The organism is Acinetobacter sp. 797_lipA (assembly GCF_058243025.1).
In genome coordinates this window covers 1733840-1760147 of the sequence record NZ_JBZAYQ010000001.1, presented here as the reverse complement: position 1 = coordinate 1760147, position 26308 = coordinate 1733840, and the positions used below count along the sequence as shown (strand labels likewise).

The window sequence follows — 26308 nt, the reverse complement described above, 5'->3', positions numbered from 1 at the left end:
GTACCGGGTTTGTCGGAGACTTTTTTATTTAAGTTAGGCCACCTGACCTAACGGGTTAATCTTATCATAGTACATTGCTTCAAACTCAAAAGGCGATACATAACCCAGTGCACTGTGTACACGCTTTTTATTGAACCAATCTACCCAGTTTAGTGTCGCAAGTTGTACATCTGCTAAACCTTGCCAATCTGCTTTTAGATATTCAATCACCTCTGTTTTGTATAAGCCATTCACCGTTTCAGCCAAAGCATTATCGTATGAATCACCGGTCGTACCGACTGATGCTCGTAAATTTGCTGCTTCTAAACGATTGGTATAACGAATGGAAAGATATTGCACGCCTCTGTCACTATGATGAATCACGTTCTTTGGCATGCCTCGATCATGCAATGCTTGCTCTAATGCATCAAGCACCATATCTGTATTCATCCGTGTAGATACTTTCCATCCAACAATGGCTCGTGAGAACACATCAATAATAAAGGCGGTATAGACCCAGCCTGAATGAGTTTGAATATAAGTAAAGTCAGCGACCTGAGAAGCACTGCTTCGCAAGGGTCAGGCTGATCAGCACTAAAATTGCGTTTCACCAAGTCATCTGCTCGTTTTTGATCATCTCGGCTACGGGTAGTTTGTTTATTCTTACCTCGCCAAACACCTTGTATACCTAGTTTTTGCATCAATCGAGCAACTGTACAGCGCGCAATAATATAGCCTTCACGTTTCAGTTTTTGCCAAACTTTACGTACACCATATCGACCTGAACTTTCCTTCCAAATTCGTTTAATTTGTTCAGCATGATGCAAGTCATGTAAATCTCGTTTCGCTCGATGTTCTGGATTGTCCGCGAGATCTAAAGTCCGGTAATAGGTTGAAGGTGCGATAGGTAAAATTCTACAAATCGCCTCGACTCCGTACAGCTCTTTATTATTATGGATAAAATCCACCATTATTTGTGTGGGCGGTCGAGCTCCGCCTGGGCGAAAAAAGCGGCTGCTTTACGTAGAATCTCATTGGCGCGTTGCAGTTCTTTATTTTCGCGTTCGAGTTGTTTGATACGTTCTTGGTCTGAAAGCTGCTGTACTTTAACTGGATTTTGTTTATCTAAATATTTTTGATACCAAACACGTAGTGTTTCAGGAGTACAACCTATCTTGGGAGCAATAGCAGTGATCGCAGCCCAATTCGATGGATAATCTTTTTCAGATTCAATCAATAATTGAACCGCTCTTTCTCTGATTTCAGGGGTATATTTTAATTTTGTCATCGGGATAGTCTCTCAGAATATTGACTCTCCGACAAACCCGGTACGGTTCAGTCTATATCTAGGCTCTGGTTGGCAACATTGCCTACATCTGTTCCTAAGAGATCTGTTAACCAGTCAATAACTTGGGGAACTGGTAAAACTAGATTTTTATCACCATCACTTGTAACCAGTTCAGGTAAATACCAGAAACGGCCTCCTGGCATACCTTTATCAAAAGGAGTCTGAATAGCTTGAAATGCAGAAAATCGTGCAAAACCAGGTACTAAAAAATGCGTTAAAAGCATCCAATTAATTTGTTTTTGATCAGCATCTAGTGTCCAAGTTTTGAGTTCAAGACCTTTATAGGCGTTTGCAATATTAGTTAGTGGCTGCCAAATGGTATCAAAAGAATCTTGTTGAACTTCAAGTTTTTCAAAAATAGATAAGATTATTGTTTTCATCATATCAGATTGCTTACTGATACTAATTTTCCCAGTAGCAAATTTGTTCTTTTGAACTGTCGAATATGAGTTATTACCACCAAGACTTTGATGGATTTCTAACAGTACTGATTCAATTTTTGGTAAAGTGCCCATGCTTTATTGCTACCATGATGAAATTTTCAGAAATCATATATGGTTATCTTCGAAACAACGATGAAAAATGATGTCTCCCCCTATCTCTCTAAGTATACTGACTTGATTTTAATTAATAATATTCCACTTTTACTTGAATTCTAATATTGGATTAAGATGAAAATGGGTATACTTTAGACATTAAAGATTTTCTTAAAACTATCCAATTTATGCTTAAAGATAATATTAAAACTACTGCAATTACTTATAAAGGCTATGATTATCAAACTTTGTTCGGCATAAGTATTCTTGCTGACTGGCTGAATTTCCCAGACAAATACCAGAAGATTTTATTTGAAGCGACTGATGATAATGACGATACCCCGCAGGCATTAGATGACGTAATTTGTGTCAGAAAAGATAATAAATATGACTACTATCAAGTCAAATATTCACCTTCTCCAGAAAAAGAAGAAAACGAATTTTCTTGGGATTGGATTCTTAAAAAGTCAGGAAAAACTGAACGTTCAAAAAGTATTTTAAGAAAAATATATGATGCCTACAAACGGATACCATTAGATCAAATAAATTCAATTAATTTAGTAACAAATAAGCGTCTTGCACGAGATGTAGAGCCTTGCTTTCAAGGAACTTCTTATCTTCAATTTGAATTAATACCTAAAAATATTCAGGACGAAATCATAAAGCAGTTAGGTAGTAAAGGTGAAGCTAAAACCTTTATTGAGAATTTAAAAGTTGCTTATGATGATCCCATATATTTAGTACTCGAAAATCAGGTACAAGATTCTCTAATGAAAGTTAGTGATGAAATAGGATGTTTACGTCTCTTATATGAGGCTAAGAAATGGGCAACAATTCAAAATTATCCAGCCCCCCAAGGTTGGATTACTTTAGACATATTACGTTCAATTATCCATACAAAAAGACCTGAACCTATACCTCAGAGTTTTTATATTTCAGATGATTACGTGTTGCCAGATGAAAGTTTTCATGAAAATTTTGTTAGTGAAATAATTGGTGAAGCAAAAACAAATATACATGTTCTAACTGGTAGCCCGGGCTTAGGTAAAAGTACATATCTGAGTTACCTTTGTAATGAATTAGAAGATAAGAAAATTCCCTATATCAGACATCATTATTTTATTTCTACCCATGATAGAACACAGGATAGACTTTCTTTAAGAGTTATTTCTGAATCACTTTATTCACAAATCAGACAATTTCATCATAAAGTTAAGATTTCATCTCATGAACAACCTGAAAATTTAACAAATATTCTTGAAAAATGTGGAAGTCACTATAAAAAAATTGGAAAGCCTTTCATATTTATTATTGATGGTTTAGATCACGTTTGTCGAGATAATAATAGAAATATCAATCCATTAGAGGAGATTTTTAAAACATTATTACCACTACCAGACAATCTTAAAATTATTATTGGTACACAACCTGTAGACGATGAATATCTACCAAAAAAACTTTTAACTTTATGCCCTAAGAGTAATTGGACATACCTTCCCTCTATGTCTGGCAATGCCATTTCAGCTTATGTAACTAAAAGAATAAAAGATGGAGCATTAATAACGAATGATTCTGGAAATAAAGATGAAATCATCGCTAAAGCTTCTTCAGCACTATTAAATTCTACACATGGTTATCCGTTACAACTGATCTATACTTGTGAATATCTAAGAACTAACCTACTTCCGATTAATGAGTGGCAAATCAATAAGCTTCCTATGCATAGTGGTGGGGATATCCAAGAGTATTATCTATCGATTTGGCATAAGTTAAATCATAAGCAAAGAGATATACTCCACCTTATTGTCAATTTTAATTTTTTCTGGCCTAGAACTTCTTTTAATAAAATTTTTTCTGATTCATTGTTAGATATAAATTCAGTAATTTTTTTGCTCCATGAATCTTTAGCTGGTTTAAGACCATTTCATGAAAGCTTGAGTGTTTTTGTCAAAAGTAGAGATAACCATGATGAAATCATTGAATCATTATTGGTACCTCTATGCACTTGGCTTGAGCATGATGCACCCGAGTCATTAAAACAGAGATGGTTATGGTATTGCCATGCTTTACATGGTAATACTAGCCCTTTAAGAAGTGGCCTAACACGTGATTGGATTATCGAGCGATTAGTAGAAGGTTATGATCCCCAAATTTTTATTGACTTACTAACTCAAGCTGAAACGGTTGCTTTTAAAGATCGACAGTATGCTGAAGCATACAAACATAGATCGATAAAAACACGTTTATTAAACGGTCCTCAATATCAACTAACTGATTTTAACCAGTTAAAAATTATATTTCTAACCACTGCCCCTCAGTCTGCAATCAATGAGTTAATTTCCTTACGTCACCAACTTTCAGTAGCTGATTTAGGAATTTTATCAATAGCCTTATGGTATAGAAATGATAAGCCCCAAGCTTTATCAATTGCAAACTGGTGTCGTGAAAGATTTCTAAGTGAAGAGCGTTTGCACAATGGTCATCAACATGATGATATTTATCATAAAAATTTAAAACTCATGCTGCATGCTAAAATTTTAAATGATGATAAGTATATTCCTTCTCTTGTCGAAAAAGATTCAATTAAAACGTGGAATGAAGAATGGATAACATTGTTGTGCCAAATAAATTGTTTGAATGATAATTTTGAACAATTGCTAGATGTTTTCAATGTAATAGAGAATGAAGACATCCAGAAGATGATAGCAGAGCAAATAATAAATCTAGGTTCTATTCAGGAAGTTGAACTTGGATGTTTAGAAAATGAAGCATTGTTCGAGGCATCCCCTCTAGGAAAAGTTGTTCAAATTTTAGAAAATAATTTATTCAAGCAAAGCTATTTAATTTGCAAAGATGAAGATGAAGATGAAGATGAAGATGAAGATGAAGATGAAGATGAAGATGAAGATGAAGATGAAGAACACTATCTAATATTTAAAAGTGATCAACTAGTCTTTAATTATAAAGATTACTTTTTTGAGAACTTCTTCCAACACTTAGCATCCCAAGGAAGTTTCTGCCATCTTTCTATATTAAGTTATAGTAATTCTGTAAAAGCCCCTCTGTATAACTTATTAGTCGAAATGGGTGACCATGTCGTAAAACTTATTGAATATAATGAAGAAATTAAATTTTTAGAAGTATATTCATTATTAAATAGTTCAGATCTTCCTATTCATGAAACTTATAAAGATGAAGGAGAGTTAAACCGATTTAAAAACAATTGGTTTGAGATTTGCTTAACTCTAAATTTAATCATTAATAAAAAAAGTATTACCCTGTCTAATTTTAAAGGTGTAGAAGAAAAAGAATATTTTAATATTTATTGGTTTATTGAGTGGTATGCCGAGCAAAACATTAAGTATTTCGATAATGAGACTATTGAATACTTATTTGAAATTATAAATAAAAAATTTGCTCAAGAAATTCAGGAGACTAATGAAAGATGTGATTATTTTTCAAATTTAGCAAAAATTGCATTACTTCATCAGAAACCAGAATATATCGAGCGATATTCTTATCAATGTTGGGATTTAATTTTAGGTTATGGTTGGCGAAAAGATGTGGGTGTCTTTGAAGTACTTGATTCAATTGAGTATCTATCTCAAAAACATCCAAGAGAGGCTCTTTTCTACTTACAGGAAATCTCTTCAGAAGTAACACAAATTTTGGAATATACAGATGGTAAAGAAACTAGACATGCCCTACCACAATATACAAAACTTTTGTCTAGCCTCGATTTATCGTGTTTGACTTCTAAGTTTGAATGGGAGGTTCAAAATGGTGATTGGCACAATGCAGAAAATTCTTTTCATCAAATATTAAGTAATTTACCAAACTTGTCGTCTCCTGTTTGGGAGTCAATTTGCCGAACTGGGCTTTCACAAGATGATCTATATGCATTACAAAATAATTCAGATATAGACCGTGCGAAAGAGTTAATTAATATCGCATTAGATCACAATGGAATGGAAAATCTTCCTAAATATATTAAGAAGACTGAAAATTCATCTACAAATGAAATTCCCAATACTATTAGTTATGAGGACTATCCCTTAGAAAAATTTCCTGATTTTTTGACATTGGTTAAGTCTGATTATAAAAACAGAGATCATTTACTGCCGTGGATGGAATATTGGAAACCTAAAGTAAAAAAATCTGACTTCATTAAATATGTTTGGAATTATATAAAAGATAATGATCTACATAATAAAGATGAAAATTTACTACTTGATCCTATCTATGAAATTACAAAATCTACTAGGGGAAAAAATTTTGCATTTGAAGTTCTTATTAAAGCCCAATCAAATAAAGGTGGTTGGTTTAATCATTGGTTTGAGTCTACTGAACACACTTTCAAACGTTTAGATATTGTTGCTAAAGAATATAAAGAAAAAGCAGATGATTTCATTCAACGCTCAACTCAAGATGACAAAGGATTAGATATAGGACTTGTAATTCCATCTTCCCGATTAGTTTACCTGTTAATACAACTTGATCGTATAGAAGAAGTCAAATTATTTATTGAAGTAATGATTGAGGTTCTAAAAGAAGAAACTCGGAATTTGAATTTACAGAGCCTAAATTGGAATTGGGATCAAAATTTAGATGAACATGAAATATCCGTCTCTTTACTTGTCACTAGGTTACAGTGGCCGTTCACGAGCATTAAGCAATGGACGGCAAGTGAACTGTCTACGCTGTTAGCTGTAAATGACACTCAGAAAATCATCGAAGATAGATTATTGAAGAGTTTGAAGTCTAGGAAATTAGAGTCCGAAGTTATCGAAATTTTATGTGTATTTTGGATGGCTTGTCAGAAAGGTTATCACCCAACTATTTCTCTAGGAGAATATGTATTTGCTAGATCTGGTTTGTCTGATCAATTATTGAATGCTATAGACTTTAAAACTTGCAACTACGGTTATTACCAAGGAAACTTTGATATTAATTCAGACTTAATTGAAAGAGAATCAAATTTCAGGAAAAACCTTGGAACTGAATTTCCACTTATATATTTGAGTACTTGCGAAGATCTCGAAGAAAAGTATTCTATTCCTTTGACTGAAGATTTTCAGCATGAATGGAACAAAACGTTTATTAATAAGCCTAGACTTCATGACACATATCGATATTTTTTAGAAAGAGATAACACAGGTCAGTTTTATACACTAAATACTCATAGAGCTAGGTCTGCATATTTAAGAGTATTTGAGTTTGCTAAACGACATTATGGAATGCCCGAAGATTATGCTAATTTCTATTCAATAAAAGCTTTACCACTTGAAACAGCATATTTAAATTTCTTACCATCTAGAGCACCATGGTTTACAAAGTGGGATTCCCTAAATGAATACAGTATTGAAGCTCTCGAAGATTATCTTAGAAATTTAATTAAAGTTTGCAATGCAAGCAATAAAGGTCAAGTTCTGGGAGCATTATCCTTCCCAATAGAATTTAGTCCTAATTTGCACTTAGATATCACTTGCACGATAATAAATGATAAAAATGAAGCAGCTAAAAGATCTAAAATTGTTTCTATTGGCTTGTTATTAGAAGGAAATTTAGAGTACAGATATCTTAAATCTAAGGCCATAACTTCAGATAATTTTTCTTTTGTTGGAACAGCTTTCCCTCACCATAGATATGGTCATTGGTCTGTTGAACAGGATTCAAGAGGTATATACATCCCTATCATTCCTGACACTGAAGTGAAAATTATAGGTCAGTCAGATAATAATCTTATTAAATATCTATTAAATGATATGGAATTTGGTGTATCAGGTTATTGGAATGATGAGTGGAAAAGGTCATATCCTTCAAAAATGAAACCCAAATGTGCGACTTACACACTACTTTCTCCACAATATTTTCAATATATAGGAAATACTGAAACTGAATTTAAATATGTATGTAAGGTAAATATTGCTTCAAAAGAGCGGGATTATAGTGAATTTCAATTTGAAGAATTAACTATTGAAATTTAATTATTTGATGAAAAGTAGGTTTAATATGAAATCACATACCATATTTGCTGAATATATTTACGGAATTAGGTGAACAACAGTCCAAATAGTTACTTAAACTCCAAAGGCTTGGGTGAAATTCTATTTTGAGTTCCTATGGTTTTTAGGTAAGATTAACGGGTAAGTTCTGATATGGTTTTATTTGACGTAAAGGAATCAGGTTTGAATGGCGACCTTAAAATTCTCTTTCGTGAAGTTTAACGTTTTGATGGTAAAAAGCGAGAGCAATTGAAAGACCTGCTACACATGATGATTGTTCACAACAAAAGCAAAAAATTGATGAAGTAGTTTTTGATAAAAGTCTTAAATTTGAGACTAGAGTCCATCATTAGATAACGTGGACTCTTTTCATCAGTTAACTAGCAGGTTGATTAAATTTATTAAATGGGATGCCTCGTTCTAAAAAGTCATAACTAAAACGATAATACAATTTCATACTTAGGTGAAGATATAAGAGAATAAATCTTTCATGATCAGTTGTATCTTCTGCATTCCATGTAATTTTTCTCCCATTACCTTCAAGTTCTAAATATCGACTTTCACATGATGGTAGTACCTCGCCATTATGATGAGCAACAATACTGTCTACATTATTCTTTAGACTATTTAATTTTTCTCTAGTTAACTGAAAGCTACTATCATGAGCATAAGAGTTTCTTAATTTATTAAATTCTTTAAATGCTAAAGCTTGATCGTCACCAAGTCCCAACTTTTTAGCAATAGCTAGTTTTTTATCAAATCCAATAAAACCAATATCTAAAAAATCTTTAACACCAGTAATAGTATTACACCAAACATCTAGGAACTCTTCTAAACAAAAGTGTGCTCTTAATACACTACCTAATTCATCAGAAGTTGTTGCTAGAAGTATCGAAATATTTGGATCATGAGCATTTCCAAAATCATACCCATTATTAATTTGTTGTTCCATATATACTCCTATAGTCTATTATGTATGAATTCATTTATTTTTGATAAAAAATCAATATCTTGATTTATATTTATTTTAGATGAAATATTATCCACATAAGTTCCTTTTAAGATCGTAGAAATATTTCCAAGTAATGAATTTTTTAATCTAGTATTTCCATGAATAAAAAATATGATCGATGGGCGAGCCTTAGATGTAGAAAATATTTCATCTATTTCTAAATTAAATTCGGATCTAATGATATCCGTATTTTTAAGTAAATCTCCCCTAAGTAAGTTCATCGGGGTTTCAATATCAGAATATATATTTGAGTCAATTTTATTATGTGGAAGGATATTCATTGCATTAATAGCAATATAACCTATATCACAACTCGATCTATCTATTTGTTTAATAGCAGATTTTATATTATCAAATAAAGTTTTTGGTTTGTCTGATGTTAAGGTCTTACATGCTATAGCAATTTTTTTACCTGAGTAATCAAACATAATATCTGGATTTAGACCAGCTGATGATTTTACAGGATCATCTAAATCAACATTTGAGCCAATTTTTATAGCAAACATAGCTACAATTGTTTCGATTAATTTATTGGTGCTATCATCCTGTTTTTTAGTCACAGGATTATACATATCTGTAGAAGAGTTAATTCTTATAGCTGATTCAGACAACATTTTTAAGTGCGGGATTAAAATATTAAAATCTTTGGATTCCTTTATAGACCAAATCCATTTATATAATTCATATAATCCTATTAATGCAACACGACCATCTGTATTTGAATCATTATTTAAATTATTGTTATAATTTTCAACATACTGATTAGCTAATAAATAATCTCGTTCTAAGTAGGATCTTAATGCTGCCTCAATATCTAAACTTTTTAAAAAACCAATTAACTCATCTATATTTTGAATCATTTGATTATATTCTGAAAACATTAATATACCTTTTTCATTCTGAAGTAGCATATCTTCATTTTACGATAAATCTGATACACCTGAAATAGCCCATTTTCTTGTTATGTTAATTACGTTTAAATTCCAGTCCTCTCATTTTCTAACTGGCTCAGGTTATAATAATGGCCTCCCGAAATATGGTTGATCTATTATGAACACCTCCAATCACCCTTTACACGGCAAAAAACTTGCTGACATTTTGGATTAATTATTGGATTACTACGGTGGCTTTGAAGGCTTAAACCGTAAAATTGAAATTAGATGTTTTTGCATAGATCCAAGTGTTAAATCATCATTGCGATTCTTACGTACCACACCATGGGCACGTGACAAAGTAGAAAGCTTATATCTGTATGTCTTGCGCCAAAAAGCCAAACAGAATTAGTAGCTATCAAAACCCTAGTCTCAGCATAATATTTCATACCAAATAGTAACCTACACTTATTGAATAGCCACCAATTTTGTAGACACCTTTTAATTAGTGGTGGCCCGCCACCACTCTCCCAGAAAAACTGAGTCTATTATTAAGATCTTTTTAGTAGGAGAATATGTATTCATAGCTAGGTTCATGAACCAAATATTTTATAATTTATCACTTTAGTGCTCTAAGTAATTAAATTTATTGTTTATTAAACATAAATTTAATTGTGAACTAGATTCTAGGTGAACATAAGTTAAATAGCATATCCAAGATTGCGCCCTACATAACTCAGCCGTTGGCGCAACTTCACTGGAGAGATTCAGCTCAATGTTAATCTCTCCAGTGAAGTATCCTAAGTAACATAATATACGTTATGCCGAAATCCGTGAGCTTTATAATTGTTCATCTGTAAAAATATCAGGAATGATAATAAAAATTGCAGCAATAGTAACAGCAACACAGAAAGCCAATAAAAAATTCTCAAAAGTAAAATATTGAGTATATTTAAAATTAGGGTCAGAAATAAAAACAGTCTCAAACATAAAAACACCCTATTTTGATTTAAATTTAGTCAATCGTAACCCGCATGTTATAAGCCGCTAGTTCGGCATTACAGCCTATTTATTGTATGATCCAATTTGATAAAAAGCACCTTTAAAGTGTCAATCTCTCGAGCTAAATCTTCATTGGATAACTGCATGTTTTCTAAATGCTTTTCTAGGCATTCACGCATAAACACATAATCAGCCTTGGTTAAAACGCCCTTTGATCTGTCATAGCTGACTGTTTTGTAAATGTGCCGATTTTTCATGAAATAAGCGATAAACAAGAATTAAGACCCAAGCCATGACCAAGAAGGAATCCAAAAAAAGCAAATGCAAAAATGCTAAGGAAAAACAACTTAGTCGGAAAATATTGCATTTTAAATTTCAGTACGTGAGCATCATGTTTCATTATTTCTCCAAATCTTTACCGGCATCTTATTAGAGGGGGTTTTCAATCCCCACTGTAAACTCGCTGTATTCGATTGTTTTTTGTTCTCAGGCAGATCAATTTCGTTAATGTAGTTTCGGTTTAGTGACCAATTTAATTCAGGCATTACTTGATCCCCATTGAACGCATTAAATCGTTTTCTTGTTTTATTGAATCGCAGTATTCAGCAACTTTGGCAGAACGGTAGCCCCACTCTGTCATGCACATTTCAATGTGAAAAAGAACCGACTCAGACTCGTAAGCAGGATTTCCCCCAACAATGAGCTGACATGCCCTGTCAAAGATAATTTTAGAGACGATTTCGAAAGCTTGTTCTTTGTCATTCATTAGAAAAGTTACTTTTTAACTTTGTTTAAAGAATTATGGTTTTTTTAAAGTAAACTTGTCAACCTTTAAATATTGTTAATATGAAAAAAATCTACTTGGTAACTTAGTTATGAGCAAAGTCTATAAATTGAGAACTGATGAAGTTGAGGAAGTTAAAGAAGCCTTGATGAAGTTCGTGGTCAATAAAAAAACCATTATGAAAGAGACAGATGTAATACACGCTCTAATCAAATATCACCTAAAAAACCTGACAGCAGACGAAGTTCTGAGGTACAGAAGCGAAGTTCTTAAAAAAGACGACTAATTATTTATGTCGATCCTGATTATTAGAATTATGAAAAAAGGGCTTGTGGTAAGCCCTTTTCTTTTGCGCTCGATGTCGCATAACGTAATTTTATGTTAAATAGCATATCCAAGACTGTAGCCTACGCAACCTCAGTTGGTGCTACAGCTCGACATTGTGAATCTTAGTAAAATTATATTCACAATGCCGAGTACGCTAATGAACATAATATACGTTATGCCGAAATCTACGCACGCAACCTATCGATGTGATGATCTAACTTGATAAAAAACTGTTTGAGCTGATCTATTTCTTTATCGTTATCTAATTCTGAATTTTGCAGTTGTTCTAGCACGGTCTCCAGTAGATCGCGCATGTATACATTGTCAGTCTTGGTTAAAACCCCCTTTGATCTGTCATAGCTTCCAGTTTTGTATATGTGCCTATTCCGACTCATCTATAACAATTCCAGCTTCTTTTTGTTCAGCTCGGCGTTTCTTTAAGTACTCATTGCATATAAAAACTGATTTTTCGCAAACAACAATTAAATTCAATTCTTTCTCGCCTGAATCACATAGTTGGCAAAAAATTAAGTCATTAGTGGTTCTTACCATCAATATCTCCAGTGATCTTTACCGGTATCTTATTTATGGACTGTGGTTCATGGTAAACCTACCTTTTATTGAATATTTTCTTTAATTCTTTGAATCATGAATTGGCATTATAAAAAATAGTCTGTATCACTTTGAATTTTAGGAGAAATATGCTGCTCAACCCATGTTAACCATGCCCTTGTTTTAGCATCTATAAAATGACGCGATGGTAGTAAGGTATAAACACCAATATCAGGTGATCTCCAATCTGCTAAAACACGGCGCAATCGCCCAGTACGTATAGCCTCAATCACAGCAAAAGTTGGAAGTAATGCGATACCCATATCTTGTTGCACCATGTCTAATAATAGTTCTGGTGTGTCAGCAATCAACTGCCCTGTAATATCGATTTGATATGAACAACTGTTTTCACTGACTAGATGCCATTGCGGTGTAATAGATGGATTCACCAATTTTAAACATGCGTGTTTTTGTAGGTCATCTAATGATTTGGGTTCGCCATATTTTTCTAAATAGGCTGGCGATGCGCAGAGTAATGAAAATATTGTTCCAATTCGGCGAGCAACAAATCTTGAGTCGGCCAAAGATTCAGTGAGATATAAACTGACATCAATTCCTTTGGCTAAAAGGTCTGGTACATTCTGCGAAGTACGGTATTCAACCGTAAGCTCGGGATAGGTTTGACAGAACTCGGCTAGCATCGGAGATACATAATGATGACCAAAACTGGCCATACTCAAAACACGTAACTTGCCCTGCGGTTTGCTTGCCATTCCCATGGCTTGAGCTTCAGCCTCTTCCACCATTGCGAGTACTTGACGACATTGCTCTGCATAAGCTGCACCAATATCGGTCAACGCATGCTGTCTGGTCGATCGTTGTAGTAATTTTGTGCCTAATCGCCCTTCTAACTCGCTAATGAGTCGGGACACTTGCGCTGTTGTCAGTTCCATCTGCTCTGCGGCAGCCGTAAAGCTTCCACTATCAATGACTTTTAGGAAAGCATGCATTGCATGGAGTAATCCACCATCAAGATTTTTGCGCATAACGTAAATATGTTTTTCTTAATTACGCATTGTTGCACCAGTCTGGATCACCCACAATGACATTAATGTACATACATTGAACAGTTTCATTGTCTTAAGTTGAACTGATCAATCTTTTTTCGAGTATGTCATTTACTCCAAATATTCAACGGGATGTTGAGAAAAGAAAGTAGCTCGATCTACAAAATTCAAAGGAGATATAAATGAATATAGCGACAAAATTTACCCCAAATAAAATTCCAACCAAGGATGTGTCACTTGAAGATAAATATCTCAGTGATGACGGTACTGCTTACATGACAGGTATTCAGGCCATGGTGCGTTTACCACTCGCACAAACACGGCGGGATACTATAAACGGTTATCATACTGCTGGTTTTATTTCAGGTTATCGTGGTTCCCCTGTCGGAAATTATGATAATTTTCTCTGGCAAGTTGAAGGCATACTCAAAGACCATCATGTTGTTTTTCAACCCGGTGTAAATGAAGATCTCGCTGCTACTGCAATTTGGGGTACCCAACAAGCCAATCTCGCAGGGCAAGGTAAATATGATGGTGTAACGTCTTGGTGGTATGGCAAAGGCCCGGGGGTAGATCGTTCTGGAGATGTTCTGCGTCATGCCAATCTTGCAGGAACATCAGAACGAGGTGGTGTGGTTGCCTTCTTTGGTGATGACCACTCTTGTAAATCGTCAAGTATTCCACACCAGTCAGAACACGTGATGATTGGTTGTGGCATTCCAATATTTTACCCGACTTCAATACAACAAATTCTGGATTTAGGCGCACATGCGGTCGCCATGTCACGCTTTGCGGGCGTATGGACGTCGATGAAGTTAGTTAGTGAAATCGTTGAAACTTCGGCTTCTGTTCATGTGGATTTAGATCGAGTCACTCCTGTTTTACCCAAAAATGTTCAAATGCCTGAAGATGGTGTCAACATTCGTTGGCCAGATCACGGCATTCAACAAGAAGAACGTCTTTATCAATATCGCTTGCCCGCTGTATTGGCTTATGCACGTGAAAATGAGCTGAATCAAGTGACATGGCATTGTCCTGATGCGCGTATTGGTATTGCAGCCAGTGGTAAAGGTTATTTAGATACGACTGAAGCATTACGTATTCTCGGAATTGAAGGTGAAACGGCTCAACAGCTCGGACTGAGAGTGTATCAAGTTATTTTAATTTGGCCCTTAGAACCGCAAGGTCTGCGTGAATTTGCCGAAGGTTTAGAAGAACTGATCGTTGTAGAAGAAAAACGCCCTATTCTTGAAGCACAGATTAAAGATGAACTCTATGCGCTTCCAGATGGCAAACGCCCGCGTATCATCGGTAAAGCGAGTGATGGAAAAGGTGAATGGAGTACATCGATTGATGAAGCGCCTTTGATTGGTCATTATGAGTTCCAACCTGAACCGATTGCAAAAATGTTGGCTGCTCGATTCTTAAAATTAGATCTTCCAGAAAGCTTAAAAACGCAAATTCAAAATAGACTTGAGCTGTTACAAAAAGCAGAGCACGAGTCACGGCGTGTTTTAGATATTGCAGAACGTAAACCTTTCTTTTGTAGCGGCTGTCCTCACAACTCATCAACTAAGTTACCCGAAGGCAGTCGTGTACTGGGCGGGATCGGTTGTCATTATATTGCCGTGTTACAAGATCATGGCACAGAAACGTTCACGCAAATGGGTGGTGAAGGCGTGAGTTGGGCTGGTGCTTCTCATTTCACCAATGAAAAGCATATTTTTGCCAATCTAGGCGATGGAACCTATTTCCATTCAGGTTATCTTGCCATACGTCAAGCGATCGCTGCAAAACTCAATATGACCTACAAAATTCTCTATAACGACGCAGTGGCAATGACGGGTGGACAACATGTCGATGGTCATCTTAGCGTGGCACAGTTAACCCGACAATTGGATGCTGAAGGTATCACAAAACAAGTCATCGTCACGGATGAACCTGAGCTGATTCATGCCGAAGAAGGTATTGCTGCTCATGTCGAGATTTATCACAGAAATGAGCTGGATGATGTGCAACGCAAATTACGTGAGATTTCTGGAGTTACAGCGTTAATTTATGTTCAAACCTGTGCCAGTGAAAAACGTCGCCGTCGCAAACGCAATGCTTATCCTGATGTTGCTGAACGGGTTTTTATCAATAGTGAGATTTGTGAAGGTTGCGGTGACTGTTCTAAACAATCGAACTGTTTATCAATTGAACCTGTTGAAACAGTATTAGGAACGAAACGTCAAATCAATCAAAGCAGTTGTAACAAAGACTTTTCTTGTGTCGAAGGTTTCTGTCCAAGTTTTGTCACAGTCCATACTCGTGATATGAAACGTCCAGAAATATTCAAAGGTATAGAAGCTGGCTGGCCAGAAAAGCCTATCCTTCCTGAACTTGATCAAAAGCCCATCCGTATCTTGGTCGGCGGTGTTGGTGGTACAGGTGTAGTTACAGCGGGTGCTTTATTGGGAATGGCTGCTCATTTGGAGAGTAAAGCTACACGTATCATGGATATGGCTGGACTTGCTCAAAAAGGTGGTACGGTTTACTCCTACATACAACTCGCTACAGAAGATGAGCAAATCTCCGCAACCAAAATCCCTGCAGGACAATGTGATCTCTTAATTGGTGCAGATGCCATTGTCGCAGGCAGCAATGCGGCACTTTCTCGCTTAAAAGCGGATGCTGTTGTCATTGTCAATGAAGATGGTTCCCCTACTTCTGATTTCCTTGAGTCTCGTGATTGGTATGCGCCAATTACAGATTTGATTCACCGACTTCGTGGTCGAACTACACAGGACAAACTCACATCTTTACCTGTAACACGTATTGCCACACAAGTTTTAGGTGATGCAATCTTTGCAAATCAAATCTTACTTGGCATGGCTTGGCAAGCAGGTCAGATACCACTTAAACGCGAAAGTATTGAAAAGGCAATTCACCTCAACGGTACGGCTACTGAAAAAAACCTTGAAGCTTTCCGTATCGGGTGTCATTTGATGAGTGACCCTGACTTAGCCAAACGCATTATTGCAACCATACCAACAACGCGTAAACCAACCACGTTGGTTGAACTCATTGAAGATCGTTCAGCTCGTCTGGTCGAGTATTGGAATCAAGACTATGCAAATCAGTATCGAAATCTTGCTGAACAAGCTGCCAAAGTATTACCAGAAGAACTCGCTGGAACCATTGCGACACAGCTCTATAGGGTCATGGCGTATAAAGATGAATATGAAGTTGCACGCTTACTCACAGGAAAAAGCTTTAAACAATCTATTGAAACGCAGTTTGGTCAAGGTCTACGTTTAACCTATCACTTAGCACCGCCAGCTTTGGGTGCTCATGGCACCATACGCAAACGTGATTTCGGATATTGGATGCGTATTCCGATGATGATTCTTGCTCGCCTACAGTGGCTCAGAGAAACTTTTCTTGATCCATTTGCTTTACATCAAGAACGTCAAAAAGAACATGCGTGGCGTGATCGTTATATCGCATTTGTCAAAGCTATTAGTTCTGCACCTGAAAGTTATGACTTATCAGTTGCTGAGCAAATCGCTCAATTACCAGCGGATGTACGCGGTTTTGGTCATGTCAAAATGCAAGCGATGGATGCAGCAATACAACGTTGGGATGAGCTTTCATTGAGTCTTCGTAGAGAACATGAATAAAGGAAATAGATTTATCTAAATAAGTAGCTGATACAGGATCAAGCTTAGGTTGTATTAAGACTAGGTTATAGATCAGGTACAGCTACTTCATATTTATTTTTCTGATTCGAAAATAGAATCCATCATTAGATAGCGAAGGTTCTTTTTATGATGAATACGTTAGTAAAAATTTTTCAATATCTTCAATCATTCGCTCAACATGTTCTTGGGTAAATTGATCATAATCACCATGAGCAGCGTTATTTCTAATATCTGCTAAAGCAGTAATTTGTTTTTGTTGAAGCTTATTGTAAATACCAGCTTTAGCAAGTTCATCATTTAAGTGTGTTAATTTTTTTCTATCTAATTCAATACCATTATTAAGACATATTTCTTTTATAGCAGTTTCTAATACAGTGCCAGCAATTACTGCGGCAGCATTTTTATAGCCATTTTGCAAAAGTGATTTAGCTTGCTCTAACTCACTATCAAAGACGTCAGCTTGAACTAGTTGTTTGATAGTAATTAAAAAACCATTTTTTAAATCGTCTTCAGCAGCTCTTAAAATTGGAATTAGACGATTTAATATTGATATGTTGGTATCCCCCATTCCTGCTTTAAGATTTGTTTTAAACTGAGATAAATAATGTGATTCTTCACCACAAGTAATATTTAAAATATTTTTAGATTTCATTTGCCATTCAATAAAATCTGAATTTAGTTCTGCATTATAGCCAGATCCACTACTCTCAAATTTTTTATAAATTAAATTACCTTCATTTACTAATGAAGAAAAGCGATCTAGTATTTTTTGGGTCATATTCTTCTCAAGTATTAAGTCATTCTGAAGCTACACAGCTTCATTTTGTGTTAAATAGCATATCTAAAGACTGTAGCATGCACAACGTTGTCATAAGTTCTTGATGAAATACTGAGAATTTTGATGAGTCTCCCAGTATCATTAACCATTCTCCTTCTTTTTGATGCTAAGCGTATAATATTGCGTATGGTTTATTATTTAAGTCTGCTATGAAAAATCCGTTTTCTAATAACTCCCAAATTAGTGTAGTTTCTTCTTTCTCTGAACTTGTAAACTCCAAATTTCAAGGAAAAATGAATGCACTTTGTTGGCATAGAGATTTGATTGGTGATTTTAAAGAAATTGTGGCTAAACTTGAGTTAAAAGAGAATATTACAGAAGTTTCCGTTGACGATCTTTTAGCTTTACAACTTTCAGAAAAAGGGAATCTCGCAAGGGAAATCATTTTAAAAGATATACAGCTATTAACTGATTTCGGTGCATCCCCTACACTTAATTTACTAAAATGTTATGAACGAGATGACGAGCTAGATTTTATTTCAACAGATGTATATTCGTTTCATATAGATCGTTCACCGATTGAAACAGATACTTTCTTATGTACCTACCACGGCGCTGCAAGTGATATCGTGCCCAATGATCAGGTAGAACAAAAGATTTTGCTTCCAGAAATCAGAGAAAAACTCAAGGAACTACATGACGGCTCAGAAGCTGAATTTGAAGCTTTCCTAGAAGAGTACTTTTTTGATTTGCATTATCAGTCTAAACCAAATGTAAAACCTGTGAATTTAGGCTTAGGACATCTTTGGCGCTTGGCGGTAGATCATCCGACGCAACAGGTCTTGCCTTGTGTGCATAGAGCGCCTGTCGAAAAAGATGGTGAGTATAGATTACTGTTGATTTGTTAAATATTTATTCAATATAGAGTCGATGAATTTAATCTATTTAATAGACGCTAAAAAAGCACCTTAAATTTTTAAGGTGCTTAGCTGAAAAGCATTACTGTGCGAGTTCACAGTTATTGGGTTTAGTAATCCCAAAAAATGCGTTGGATTTCCTTTGCATCTTTTGTTTTTGTTAAAGCAAGTGCAGCAAGTAATTTAGCTTTTTGCGGGTTAAGATCATGTGCGACGACCCAACCATATTTGTCATCTGGTTGTTCTGCATTTCTAAGAACAAAACCTTGGGGTACACGAGATGAACGAATAATTTGCACACCTTGTTTCTGCAAGTCAGTTAAAGTCGGGACAATATAATTAGCTACAGAACCATTGCCTGTACCTGCATGAATAATAGCTTTTGCCCCTGCTTTCGCATAAGCCGTGTATGCATCCGGCAACATATTGCCTGAACCATAAACAATTTGTACCAGCGGTAAGCTATCGCCTTTAATATTTTCAATATTAAATTCTGAGCTCTTATTATGACGTTTTGCTGTATTTCTAAACCAATATGGTTTTCCTTCGACTAAGGTTCCGAGCGCTCCCCATTGGCTCATAAATGCATTGGTATGGATATTAATTGTTTTTGAAACATCGCGTGCTGCAAAAATGTCGTCATTCATGAGCACAAAAGTTCCTTTACCTTTTGCACTATCGTCGGCAGCAAGTGCAACCGCACTATAAAGGTTCAACGGGCCATCAGCAGAAAGTGCAGTACTTGGACGCATTGACCCGACCAATACAATCGGCTTGTCTGAATGAATCACTAAATTTAAAAAGAAAGCTGTTTCTTCTAGTGTGTCAGTTCCATGTGTAATCACGACACCATTAACATCAGGCTTTTTAAGTAAGTCATTGACTTGACGTGCAAGGGATAATAATTCTTTATCCGTAATACTTTCTGATGCAACTTGCATTGCCTGCACACCAGTTACATTGGCAAGGTTTTGAATCTGGGGAACCGCATTTAATAATGCATCTACAGGAACTTTTGCCGCAGTATAGGTTGCACTATTGGTAGAGCTTGCTCCAGCACCTGCAATCGTTCCACCAGTAGCGACAACAACGACATTATTTTTGGCAAATGCTGCACATGGGAGTAATAGGCTTAAACTGAGTGTTAAAGCTGAAATCGTTTTTTTCATAGGTCATCCTTTTGAGTCATTTTATTCTTAGCATTTTTCATACCATAGTAAAATTACTGGAAAAAGATAGGATTGTATAGATGTAGAAATTGTGTTTTTTGTCCATCACATTTCTTAAATACAATTAATCATGGTGCATCTCTTGTAGTTTTGAGATGAGTCCTATTTACCCAATACAGAACAGTTGCAAGAAAATATTCAAAACACGGTACGACTATTTTTAAATGGTTATCGCACTTTTTAGCAAGTTGTTATTTTATTTAGGATGAAAGCAATATGCAGTCCCTCAAAGAATGAGAAACTGCATCGCATTATTTAAGCTGTGGTTATCACCACGTTATTTCATAACTAAGCTGTGGTTATCACCACGTTATTTCATAACCTTGAAAGTCGACAAACTGTTGTTCATTTTTACCAATAAAATCTTCAACCACACGTACAATGCCCGTTGTGCTTTCTTTTACGTTGATGGGTGCATGGCTTCCGCCCATTTCAGTTTGCACCCAGCCTGGATGTAAGTTCAGCACGCCTATTTGGGCAGGAATTGCCTCATTTATTGCAAAGCCACGTGTGATACTGTTGAGAGCAGCCTTGCTTGCACGATACAGCTCCATACTTCCATCATCGTTTAAAGCAACGCTTCCCATGCGAGAACTCATAAATGCAATGACACTCTTTTCTTTCATCAAAGGAAGAAGTTTTCTCGCAATTGTCACGGGTGCAATACTATTTACCCAAAATAGATTGGCAATCTCATTGGGTGTACATTGTTCAACGCGTTGATGTTCTGGCCCAAGAATACCCGCAGAAACCAACAGTAGTTCGATGGATCTTTCATGATATTTACTGAGTAAACGGTCTGTCGTTTGCACATGATTTAAATCTAATTCAGTTAATTCAAGTCTGTCTGGATAATCAGAAAGCAGTTGATTCAACCCTGTAGAGACTTGGGTTATGTCTCGGATGGTCGCAATAACATGCCAGTGCTGATTAAGCAGCTCACGAACCAGACCTAGACCAATCCCTCTTGAAGTACCAACCACGATTGCGCGTTTATTCTTATTAAACATAAAATGTTCCTATATCATGATAATACAAAATGTAAAAAATGCTTGAGATCAAACCTTCAAAGTTTGCTTTTGAATATTGATTCACAAGCTTAAGAATTCGCTTTGATCATAGTGCAGTAAAAGTTTTCTATACAAACCTATTTCTGTAGAGTTATTCAACTTTAATCATTTATTCCTATGAATAAGCCCACAACTAACACATGAGTCTTACCAGCAATAGGTTTTCCTACGACCCAACATTGGAGAGTTTAGAAAACCTAACGATGCCTATTTAGAAGTTCACAGTCCATGAAAATTGTGCTGTACGCGGTGTACCCAGAAATAAATAGTCATCCCCGAAGAAGCTTCCTGCATCTCGCCAATATTTTTTATTGAACAGGTTGTCCACATTCAGGCGAAGCATATTGTCATAACCATAAGCACGGAAGTTATAAGCTGCACCTGCATCGAATACGGTATAGCCTGAAACTTTAACCGTCCCCGTTTTGTTGGCGTATTTACTGCTGCTGTATTGCATACCTGCGAGTAAACGTAAACCTTCTATTTGAGGCATTTGATAAGACACATGACTGGCAAAACGAACCTTCGGTACATTTTGAGTTTGATGTCCTTTATAAGCATCGACCTGTATATCTTCCAAACGTGAACGGGTCAGAGCCAAAGTCGATGTCATATCTAGATTTTCAGCAACACGACCTTGCAAGCCCAATTCCAAACCTAGATTATGCTGTTCACCATCGGTGACATAGTAATTGTCTAAGTTGGTATATTGATGGTCTTGTGTTAAGTCAAATAAAGCGCCAGTAAACAGTAGCTCTTGCCATTGCTGTTTCAGACCTAACTCATATTGAGTTGAACGTCTTGGTGCTAAGGTAACATAAGCATTATCTGTATATGCAGGCGCTTGACTGCCGTCGCTTATCCCTTTGGCATACGAAGCATACAGATGAGTGTTCTGCCAAGGCTGATACATCAATGCCAACTGTGGCAAGAAGCGATTGACGTCGGTGTCACGAATACTGTTGCCATCAGCAGCATAGGCACTTTCATTTAAATGCAAAAGCTTACCGCCCAGCAAAACTGACCAAGCATCATTAAATTCGATTTGATCCAACAGGTTGAGTGCTGTTTGTTGACTATCTAAAGATTTGTAATGATTACCTAAGACTTTATCCGTAGGCGTATAGGTAATAGGATCATTATAAATATTTCCTGTAGATTCAGAGCCCTCAACTACTGGTAAATATATCGCATCATATTGAGTATGGCGTTTATAAGCATGGGATAGCTCTAAACTCAGGTTATGTTGCCATGCTTCAGTGTTAAACTTTCCGTTTAAGCCTGTTTTAAATTGATTGGTTAAATAGCTATCATCTGGGCTGCGGAAGTCATAAATGTCATAGTTCCCATTTTGGTCAAAACTATTACCTAAACCAGAAGTTTGACACACACTGCTGTAACACCCCCAAGCAAAGGCTGAGTAATCATCTACAACTACACGACTTTGTGAAGCAGACAGATTGCCGCTCCAGTTATCATTGATTTGATAGCTGTATTTCAGACTCGTATTTAGACTTTCATTTGTGACAGGTTTGCTCCAGCTTTGATAGCCCAGTAAACGATCCCATTTCACTCCTGTCGGTACAGTTTTACCATCAAGTAGCTGATAACCGGGTACCGAACGCTGTTTTTGACGCTGTGATTCAAGATCAAATTCAAGTTTTGAACGATCTGAAATTTTCCAGTCTAAAGCCAAGGAACCAAACAAACGTTTTCCATCGGCATGTTCAACATAGGGGTGAATGTCTTCATAAGCTGCATTCACGCGATAACCAAACTGTTGATTGTCTCCAAACCATCCACCAAGGTCAGTCGCCACACGGCTGCCGCCATGACTGTCTGCTTCAAGGGTTAAAGACTGGACATCTTTGGGGCGTTTGCTCACATAGTTCACCACACCGCCTGGCGTTGACATACCGCTTTGAATCGCACTCATGCCTTTTAGGATTTCAACTTGCTCTTTATTTTCAAGCGCTACATTTTGCTCACCGCGTAGCAAATTACCGTTCAGTAAATAACTTGATCCCGCATTTAAGCTAAATCCACGCATCACAAAGTTTGCATAGTAACCAATGGGTGCATAGCCATCCCCAACGGACGCATCGTTCTTTACCACATCGCTCAGTGTTTTCGCATGTTGATCTGCGATCAGTTCAGCAGTAACGGTGTGAATAGATGCAGGAATGGCTGCAAGGTTTTGCTGACCAAACCCAGGCAAATTAACTTTGGGTTGATAATAAGCCAGTTGTTCAGTTTGAGCAGTGGTTGTAATGGTTGCAAGTTGTTCCACATCACTCTCTTCTGCCGCATGTACCCATACCGAGTTAAGCCCTAGACATGAAAATGAACCAACCGCCAATAATGCTTTTTGTAAACGAGAAAATTGATACGTTTTCACAGTCGTTGCTAACCCCAAAAGATAAATTTACAGCCTGAATTTTGCGGCATGAGTATTCACAATTTTCTTAAAATGAACAAGCACATTATTCAACATATCTCAGCTTTTTTTTAAATTATTGGGAGATAGCTTTGAGCGTTCATATTTCGAAATTGAGTTTATAGTTTAACCACATGCTTTTAAATTATAACTTAGATCTGCGTTCCATATCTTCAGTCGTATTTGATACAGCATATGGTATTGGGACTTTAGCTGACTTGAAACAGTGTATTGTGGATTGGAACCTAAAAGTTTAGGTTGATTTATTTAAATGTTTTAAACCATTTTTTGAATTTAGAGGGATTTTTTAACTACAAAACCATTAAAATGTTATAACATAACAATACAAAATCTAAGCTACTCTCCTTCATGATGAATAAATTCTCTCTTTTTTCCTCAAGCATATATTTAAGCCTGCTGAGTTCTTTCACTTGGGCGGAAACTTCAGCAGAAGTACTCCAGACCATCCAACTACAAGCCGAAACTGAGGATGAAAACCTTCAACAAAGCACCGCAATGACTAAGTTTTCCCATGACATTTTAGACGTGCCATTTAGTCGAAGTGTGTTATCCAAAGCGTTAATTCAGCAACAAGATGTGCAACGTATTGACGATGCACTCACACAAGTGAGTGGGGTCTATAATCAAACCAATTATGGTGGCGGCTTTTGGGATAACTTTTCATTTAGAGGTTTTAGTACAGACCCCAATATTGGGGCGCAAATCATCAGAAATGGTCTGAGTGTCAACCGTGGACTCAGTGCTCCGCGAGATATGGTGAATATTGAATCTCTCGACTTTTTAAAAGGCCCAATGGCTGCGCTCTATGGTCGCGGGGAAGCTGGCGGTTTACTTAATATCAACACTAAAAAGCCCGAATGGGAAAGTTCTTCAGAAGTGAATTTACGTACCAATAGTATAGAAAAATACCGTGCTAGTTTTGAACATACTGCCCCAATCAGTGATGCTGTGGCTTATCGTATTGCTGTCGCACATGAAGATAACCAAAGTTTTCGTGATCATGTGCAGAGTGAGCGTTGGTTTTTCTCCCCTCAACTCACATGGAAAATTTCAGATTCAACTCAATTAGATTTTGACAGTGAATTTACCCGACAAGATGGAACCTTCGACCGTGGTGTAAGTAGTTATCAAAAACAATTTGTGATGGACCCTAAAACATTTACAGGCGAACCTGATGATGGTGATCATATTCAAAAAGATCATTTCTATCAGCTTCGACTTGCACATCAGTTTAATGATGACTGGAAAATGAATAATGCTCTTAGTGTGAAAGATACTCAGCTCAAAGGCTTTTCCAGTGAACCTCGTCGTATTCAAAGTGATGGACGAACATTAGAGCGCCAGCGTCGCTACCGTGACAATAAAAGTGATGACATTCTCTTTCAAACTGAAGTTCTTGGGACGATCCAACAAGACTGGGCCCGTCATGAAGTACTTTTGAGCACTGAACTTGGGCAGATGAAGTATCGTCAATTACAACTGCGTCGAAACCACAGCAGTAGCGTGCCAAATAGTATTGATATCTATACTCCTATTTATGGACAATACTTACCCGAGCTTCCACTTTTCATTAACACCGAAGAACAGCAACGCTATTTTGCACTGAATCTACAAGATCAAATTTTCCTCAATGATCAATGGAGTGTGCTGTTTGGTGCGCGCTTTGATCACATCACTCAAGACTTTCAAAATAAACTTACAGATACATCCAGTAAAAAGGATTTACAACAAACCAGTCCACGCTTGGGTTTAAACTACCGACTGAATGATCGTTGGTCATGGTACGCCAACTATGGAGAATCCTTTGCGCTCAACAGTGGCATGGACCGAAATGGCGATGTGTTTAATCCTGAAAAAGGCAAAAGCTATGAGATTGGTGGGAAATATCGGATTACCTCACAGAGTTTGCTGAGCTTAGCCCTCTTCAAAATGGATAAAGAGAATGTTTTAACCACAGATCCAACAGATAGTAACTATCAAATCACCGCTGGAGAAGTCTCAAGTAAGGGGCTAGAGGTCGATTTAGAAACACAGCTCAATGATCAATTCGCTATACGTGCCAATTATAGCTACACAGACGCTCAAGTGGAAAAAGACCAAAGTCTTGCTAAAGGTTCACGACTCAGCAATGTGCCGAAGCACAGCGGCTCAATCAGTAGCAACTATGAATGGACCCTTGCTAATGCAGACAAAGTTGGGCTCGGTGCAACTGCAATCTATGTGGGCAAACGTAGTGGACACAGTACAGATAATGACTTCAACTTACCTGAGTATACTTTGTTGAATCTAAATGCTTATTATGCGCCAACAGATCAGCTACGTTATCAGTTCAATGTGCACAATCTCTTAGACGAAACGTACTATGTTGCAAGTTATAGTGATATGTGGATTCAACCCGGCGATCCTTTAAATGCATCTGTCTCGGTGCAATGGAAGTTTTAAGGTTTATACAACCAGACTTGTCTCGCTATGAGTTGAGTCTGGTAGTCAGAAAGTAAGATTCAGATCACTTTTTGAAGTATTAGCTGCCTTAGTTTTCTCTAGCTTTACTATGTACTTACTTCAAAAAGTATTCCCAAATGATAAATCCAAGAAAAAATCCAAGAAACGAATATAAAGTAATGATAAAGAATACAAACCAAGCTCTATTTTTCTTCAGTAAAAAGTTCATTTCCAATACCTCAACGCT

At 36.5% G+C, this 26308-nt stretch carries 18 protein-coding genes, 1 pseudogene and 1 other annotated feature; of the genes and pseudogenes, 6 read left to right on the top strand and 13 right to left on the bottom strand.

All coding sequences use genetic code 11. The features are described from left to right. Positions 1-33: 33 nt before the first annotated feature. Together AC4CU2_RS08450 and AC4CU2_RS08445 are read right to left on the bottom strand one after the other, a co-directional pair. A pseudogene (locus AC4CU2_RS08450) lies at positions 34-1267 on the bottom strand (IS3 family transposase). Further along, positions 876-992: a sequence feature (AL1L pseudoknot), on the bottom strand. (Overlaps the previous pseudogene by 117 nt.) A 47-nt stretch (positions 1268-1314) precedes the next feature. Then, positions 1315-1842, bottom strand: coding sequence for a hypothetical protein (locus tag AC4CU2_RS08445; protein WP_336000171.1), 528 nt, complete (start codon positions 1840-1842; stop codon positions 1315-1317). 209 nt (positions 1843-2051) lie between these two features. Here AC4CU2_RS08445 and AC4CU2_RS08440 point away from each other — a divergent pair, with 209 nt between their 5' ends. After that, entirely contained in the window at positions 2052-7850 is a 5799-nt protein-coding gene (locus AC4CU2_RS08440; RefSeq protein ID WP_490768644.1) for a dsDNA nuclease domain-containing protein, read from the top strand. 394 nt (positions 7851-8244) lie between these two features. Here the strand turns inward: AC4CU2_RS08440 and AC4CU2_RS08435 are convergent, their stop codons facing one another. Both AC4CU2_RS08435 and AC4CU2_RS08430 read right to left on the bottom strand, forming a co-directional pair. Further along, complete coding sequence (locus tag AC4CU2_RS08435; protein ID WP_335999525.1) at positions 8245-8820, bottom strand: hypothetical protein; 576 nt, start codon at positions 8818-8820, stop codon at positions 8245-8247. 8 nt (positions 8821-8828) lie between these two features. Continuing rightward, positions 8829-9761 carry a hypothetical protein gene (locus tag AC4CU2_RS08430; protein ID WP_335999527.1) on the bottom strand — a complete coding sequence of 311 codons (933 nt, stop codon included), beginning with the start codon at positions 9759-9761 and terminating at the stop codon, positions 8829-8831. Positions 9762-9990: 229 nt separating this feature from the next. Between AC4CU2_RS08430 and AC4CU2_RS08425 the strand changes: the two genes are divergently transcribed. Beyond that, on the top strand, positions 9991-10164 hold the full coding sequence (locus tag AC4CU2_RS08425; RefSeq protein WP_335999529.1) for a VF530 family DNA-binding protein: 174 nt from the start codon (positions 9991-9993) through the stop codon (positions 10162-10164). A 428-nt stretch (positions 10165-10592) separates the two neighbouring features. Here AC4CU2_RS08425 and AC4CU2_RS08420 read toward each other — a convergent pair whose 3' ends face one another. Both AC4CU2_RS08420 and AC4CU2_RS08415 read right to left on the bottom strand, forming a co-directional pair. After that, positions 10593-10742, bottom strand: coding sequence for a hypothetical protein (locus tag AC4CU2_RS08420; protein ID WP_490450548.1), 150 nt, complete (start codon positions 10740-10742; stop codon positions 10593-10595). A gap of 556 nt (positions 10743-11298) precedes the next feature. Continuing rightward, positions 11299-11520, bottom strand: coding sequence for a hypothetical protein (locus AC4CU2_RS08415; RefSeq protein ID WP_490768643.1), 222 nt, complete (start codon positions 11518-11520; stop codon positions 11299-11301). A 109-nt stretch (positions 11521-11629) separates the two neighbouring features. On the opposite strand from AC4CU2_RS08415, the gene AC4CU2_RS08410 reads away from it, so the two are divergent. Continuing rightward, on the top strand, positions 11630-11824 hold the full coding sequence (locus AC4CU2_RS08410; protein ID WP_438331022.1) for a hypothetical protein: 195 nt from the start codon (positions 11630-11632) through the stop codon (positions 11822-11824). Positions 11825-12246: 422 nt separating this feature from the next. Here the strand turns inward: AC4CU2_RS08410 and AC4CU2_RS08405 are convergent, their stop codons facing one another. Together AC4CU2_RS08405 and AC4CU2_RS08400 are read right to left on the bottom strand one after the other, a co-directional pair. Further along, complete coding sequence (locus tag AC4CU2_RS08405; RefSeq protein ID WP_317455085.1) at positions 12247-12417, bottom strand: hypothetical protein; 171 nt, start codon at positions 12415-12417, stop codon at positions 12247-12249. 107 nt (positions 12418-12524) lie between these two features. After that, positions 12525-13463, bottom strand: coding sequence for a LysR family transcriptional regulator (locus AC4CU2_RS08400; protein ID WP_490768642.1), 939 nt, complete (start codon positions 13461-13463; stop codon positions 12525-12527). Between the two features lie 203 nt (positions 13464-13666). On the opposite strand from AC4CU2_RS08400, the gene AC4CU2_RS08395 reads away from it, so the two are divergent. After that, entirely contained in the window at positions 13667-17146 is a 3480-nt protein-coding gene (locus AC4CU2_RS08395; RefSeq protein ID WP_490768641.1) for an indolepyruvate ferredoxin oxidoreductase family protein, read from the top strand. Positions 17147-17291: 145 nt separating this feature from the next. Here AC4CU2_RS08395 and AC4CU2_RS08390 read toward each other — a convergent pair whose 3' ends face one another. Next, on the bottom strand, positions 17292-17945 hold the full coding sequence (locus AC4CU2_RS08390) for a HEPN domain-containing protein (protein ID WP_490768640.1): 654 nt from the start codon (positions 17943-17945) through the stop codon (positions 17292-17294). A 209-nt stretch (positions 17946-18154) separates the two neighbouring features. Here AC4CU2_RS08390 and AC4CU2_RS08385 point away from each other — a divergent pair, with 209 nt between their 5' ends. Next, positions 18155-18853 (top strand): DUF1826 domain-containing protein, encoded by a 699-nt coding sequence (locus tag AC4CU2_RS08385; RefSeq protein WP_490768639.1) that lies wholly within the window; start codon positions 18155-18157, stop codon positions 18851-18853. Between the two features lie 119 nt (positions 18854-18972). Here the strand turns inward: AC4CU2_RS08385 and AC4CU2_RS08380 are convergent, their stop codons facing one another. The 3 genes from AC4CU2_RS08380 to AC4CU2_RS08370 all read right to left on the bottom strand — a co-directional run bounded on the left by AC4CU2_RS08380 (position 18973) and on the right by AC4CU2_RS08370 (position 23559). Beyond that, positions 18973-20031 carry an asparaginase gene (locus AC4CU2_RS08380; RefSeq protein ID WP_087012958.1) on the bottom strand — a complete coding sequence of 353 codons (1059 nt, stop codon included), beginning with the start codon at positions 20029-20031 and terminating at the stop codon, positions 18973-18975. A 362-nt stretch (positions 20032-20393) separates the two neighbouring features. Then, on the bottom strand, positions 20394-21101 hold the full coding sequence (locus tag AC4CU2_RS08375; protein ID WP_490768638.1) for an SDR family oxidoreductase: 708 nt from the start codon (positions 21099-21101) through the stop codon (positions 20394-20396). A 271-nt stretch (positions 21102-21372) separates the two neighbouring features. Beyond that, positions 21373-23559 (bottom strand): TonB-dependent siderophore receptor, encoded by a 2187-nt coding sequence (locus AC4CU2_RS08370; RefSeq protein ID WP_490768637.1) that lies wholly within the window; start codon positions 23557-23559, stop codon positions 21373-21375. Between the two features lie 408 nt (positions 23560-23967). Between AC4CU2_RS08370 and AC4CU2_RS08365 the strand changes: the two genes are divergently transcribed. After that, entirely contained in the window at positions 23968-26061 is a 2094-nt protein-coding gene (locus AC4CU2_RS08365) for a TonB-dependent siderophore receptor (protein WP_490768636.1), read from the top strand. Positions 26062-26176: 115 nt separating this feature from the next. Here AC4CU2_RS08365 and AC4CU2_RS08360 read toward each other — a convergent pair whose 3' ends face one another. Further along, on the bottom strand, positions 26177-26290 hold the full coding sequence (locus AC4CU2_RS08360) for a hypothetical protein (RefSeq protein ID WP_010326689.1): 114 nt from the start codon (positions 26288-26290) through the stop codon (positions 26177-26179). Positions 26291-26308 lie beyond the last annotated feature (18 nt).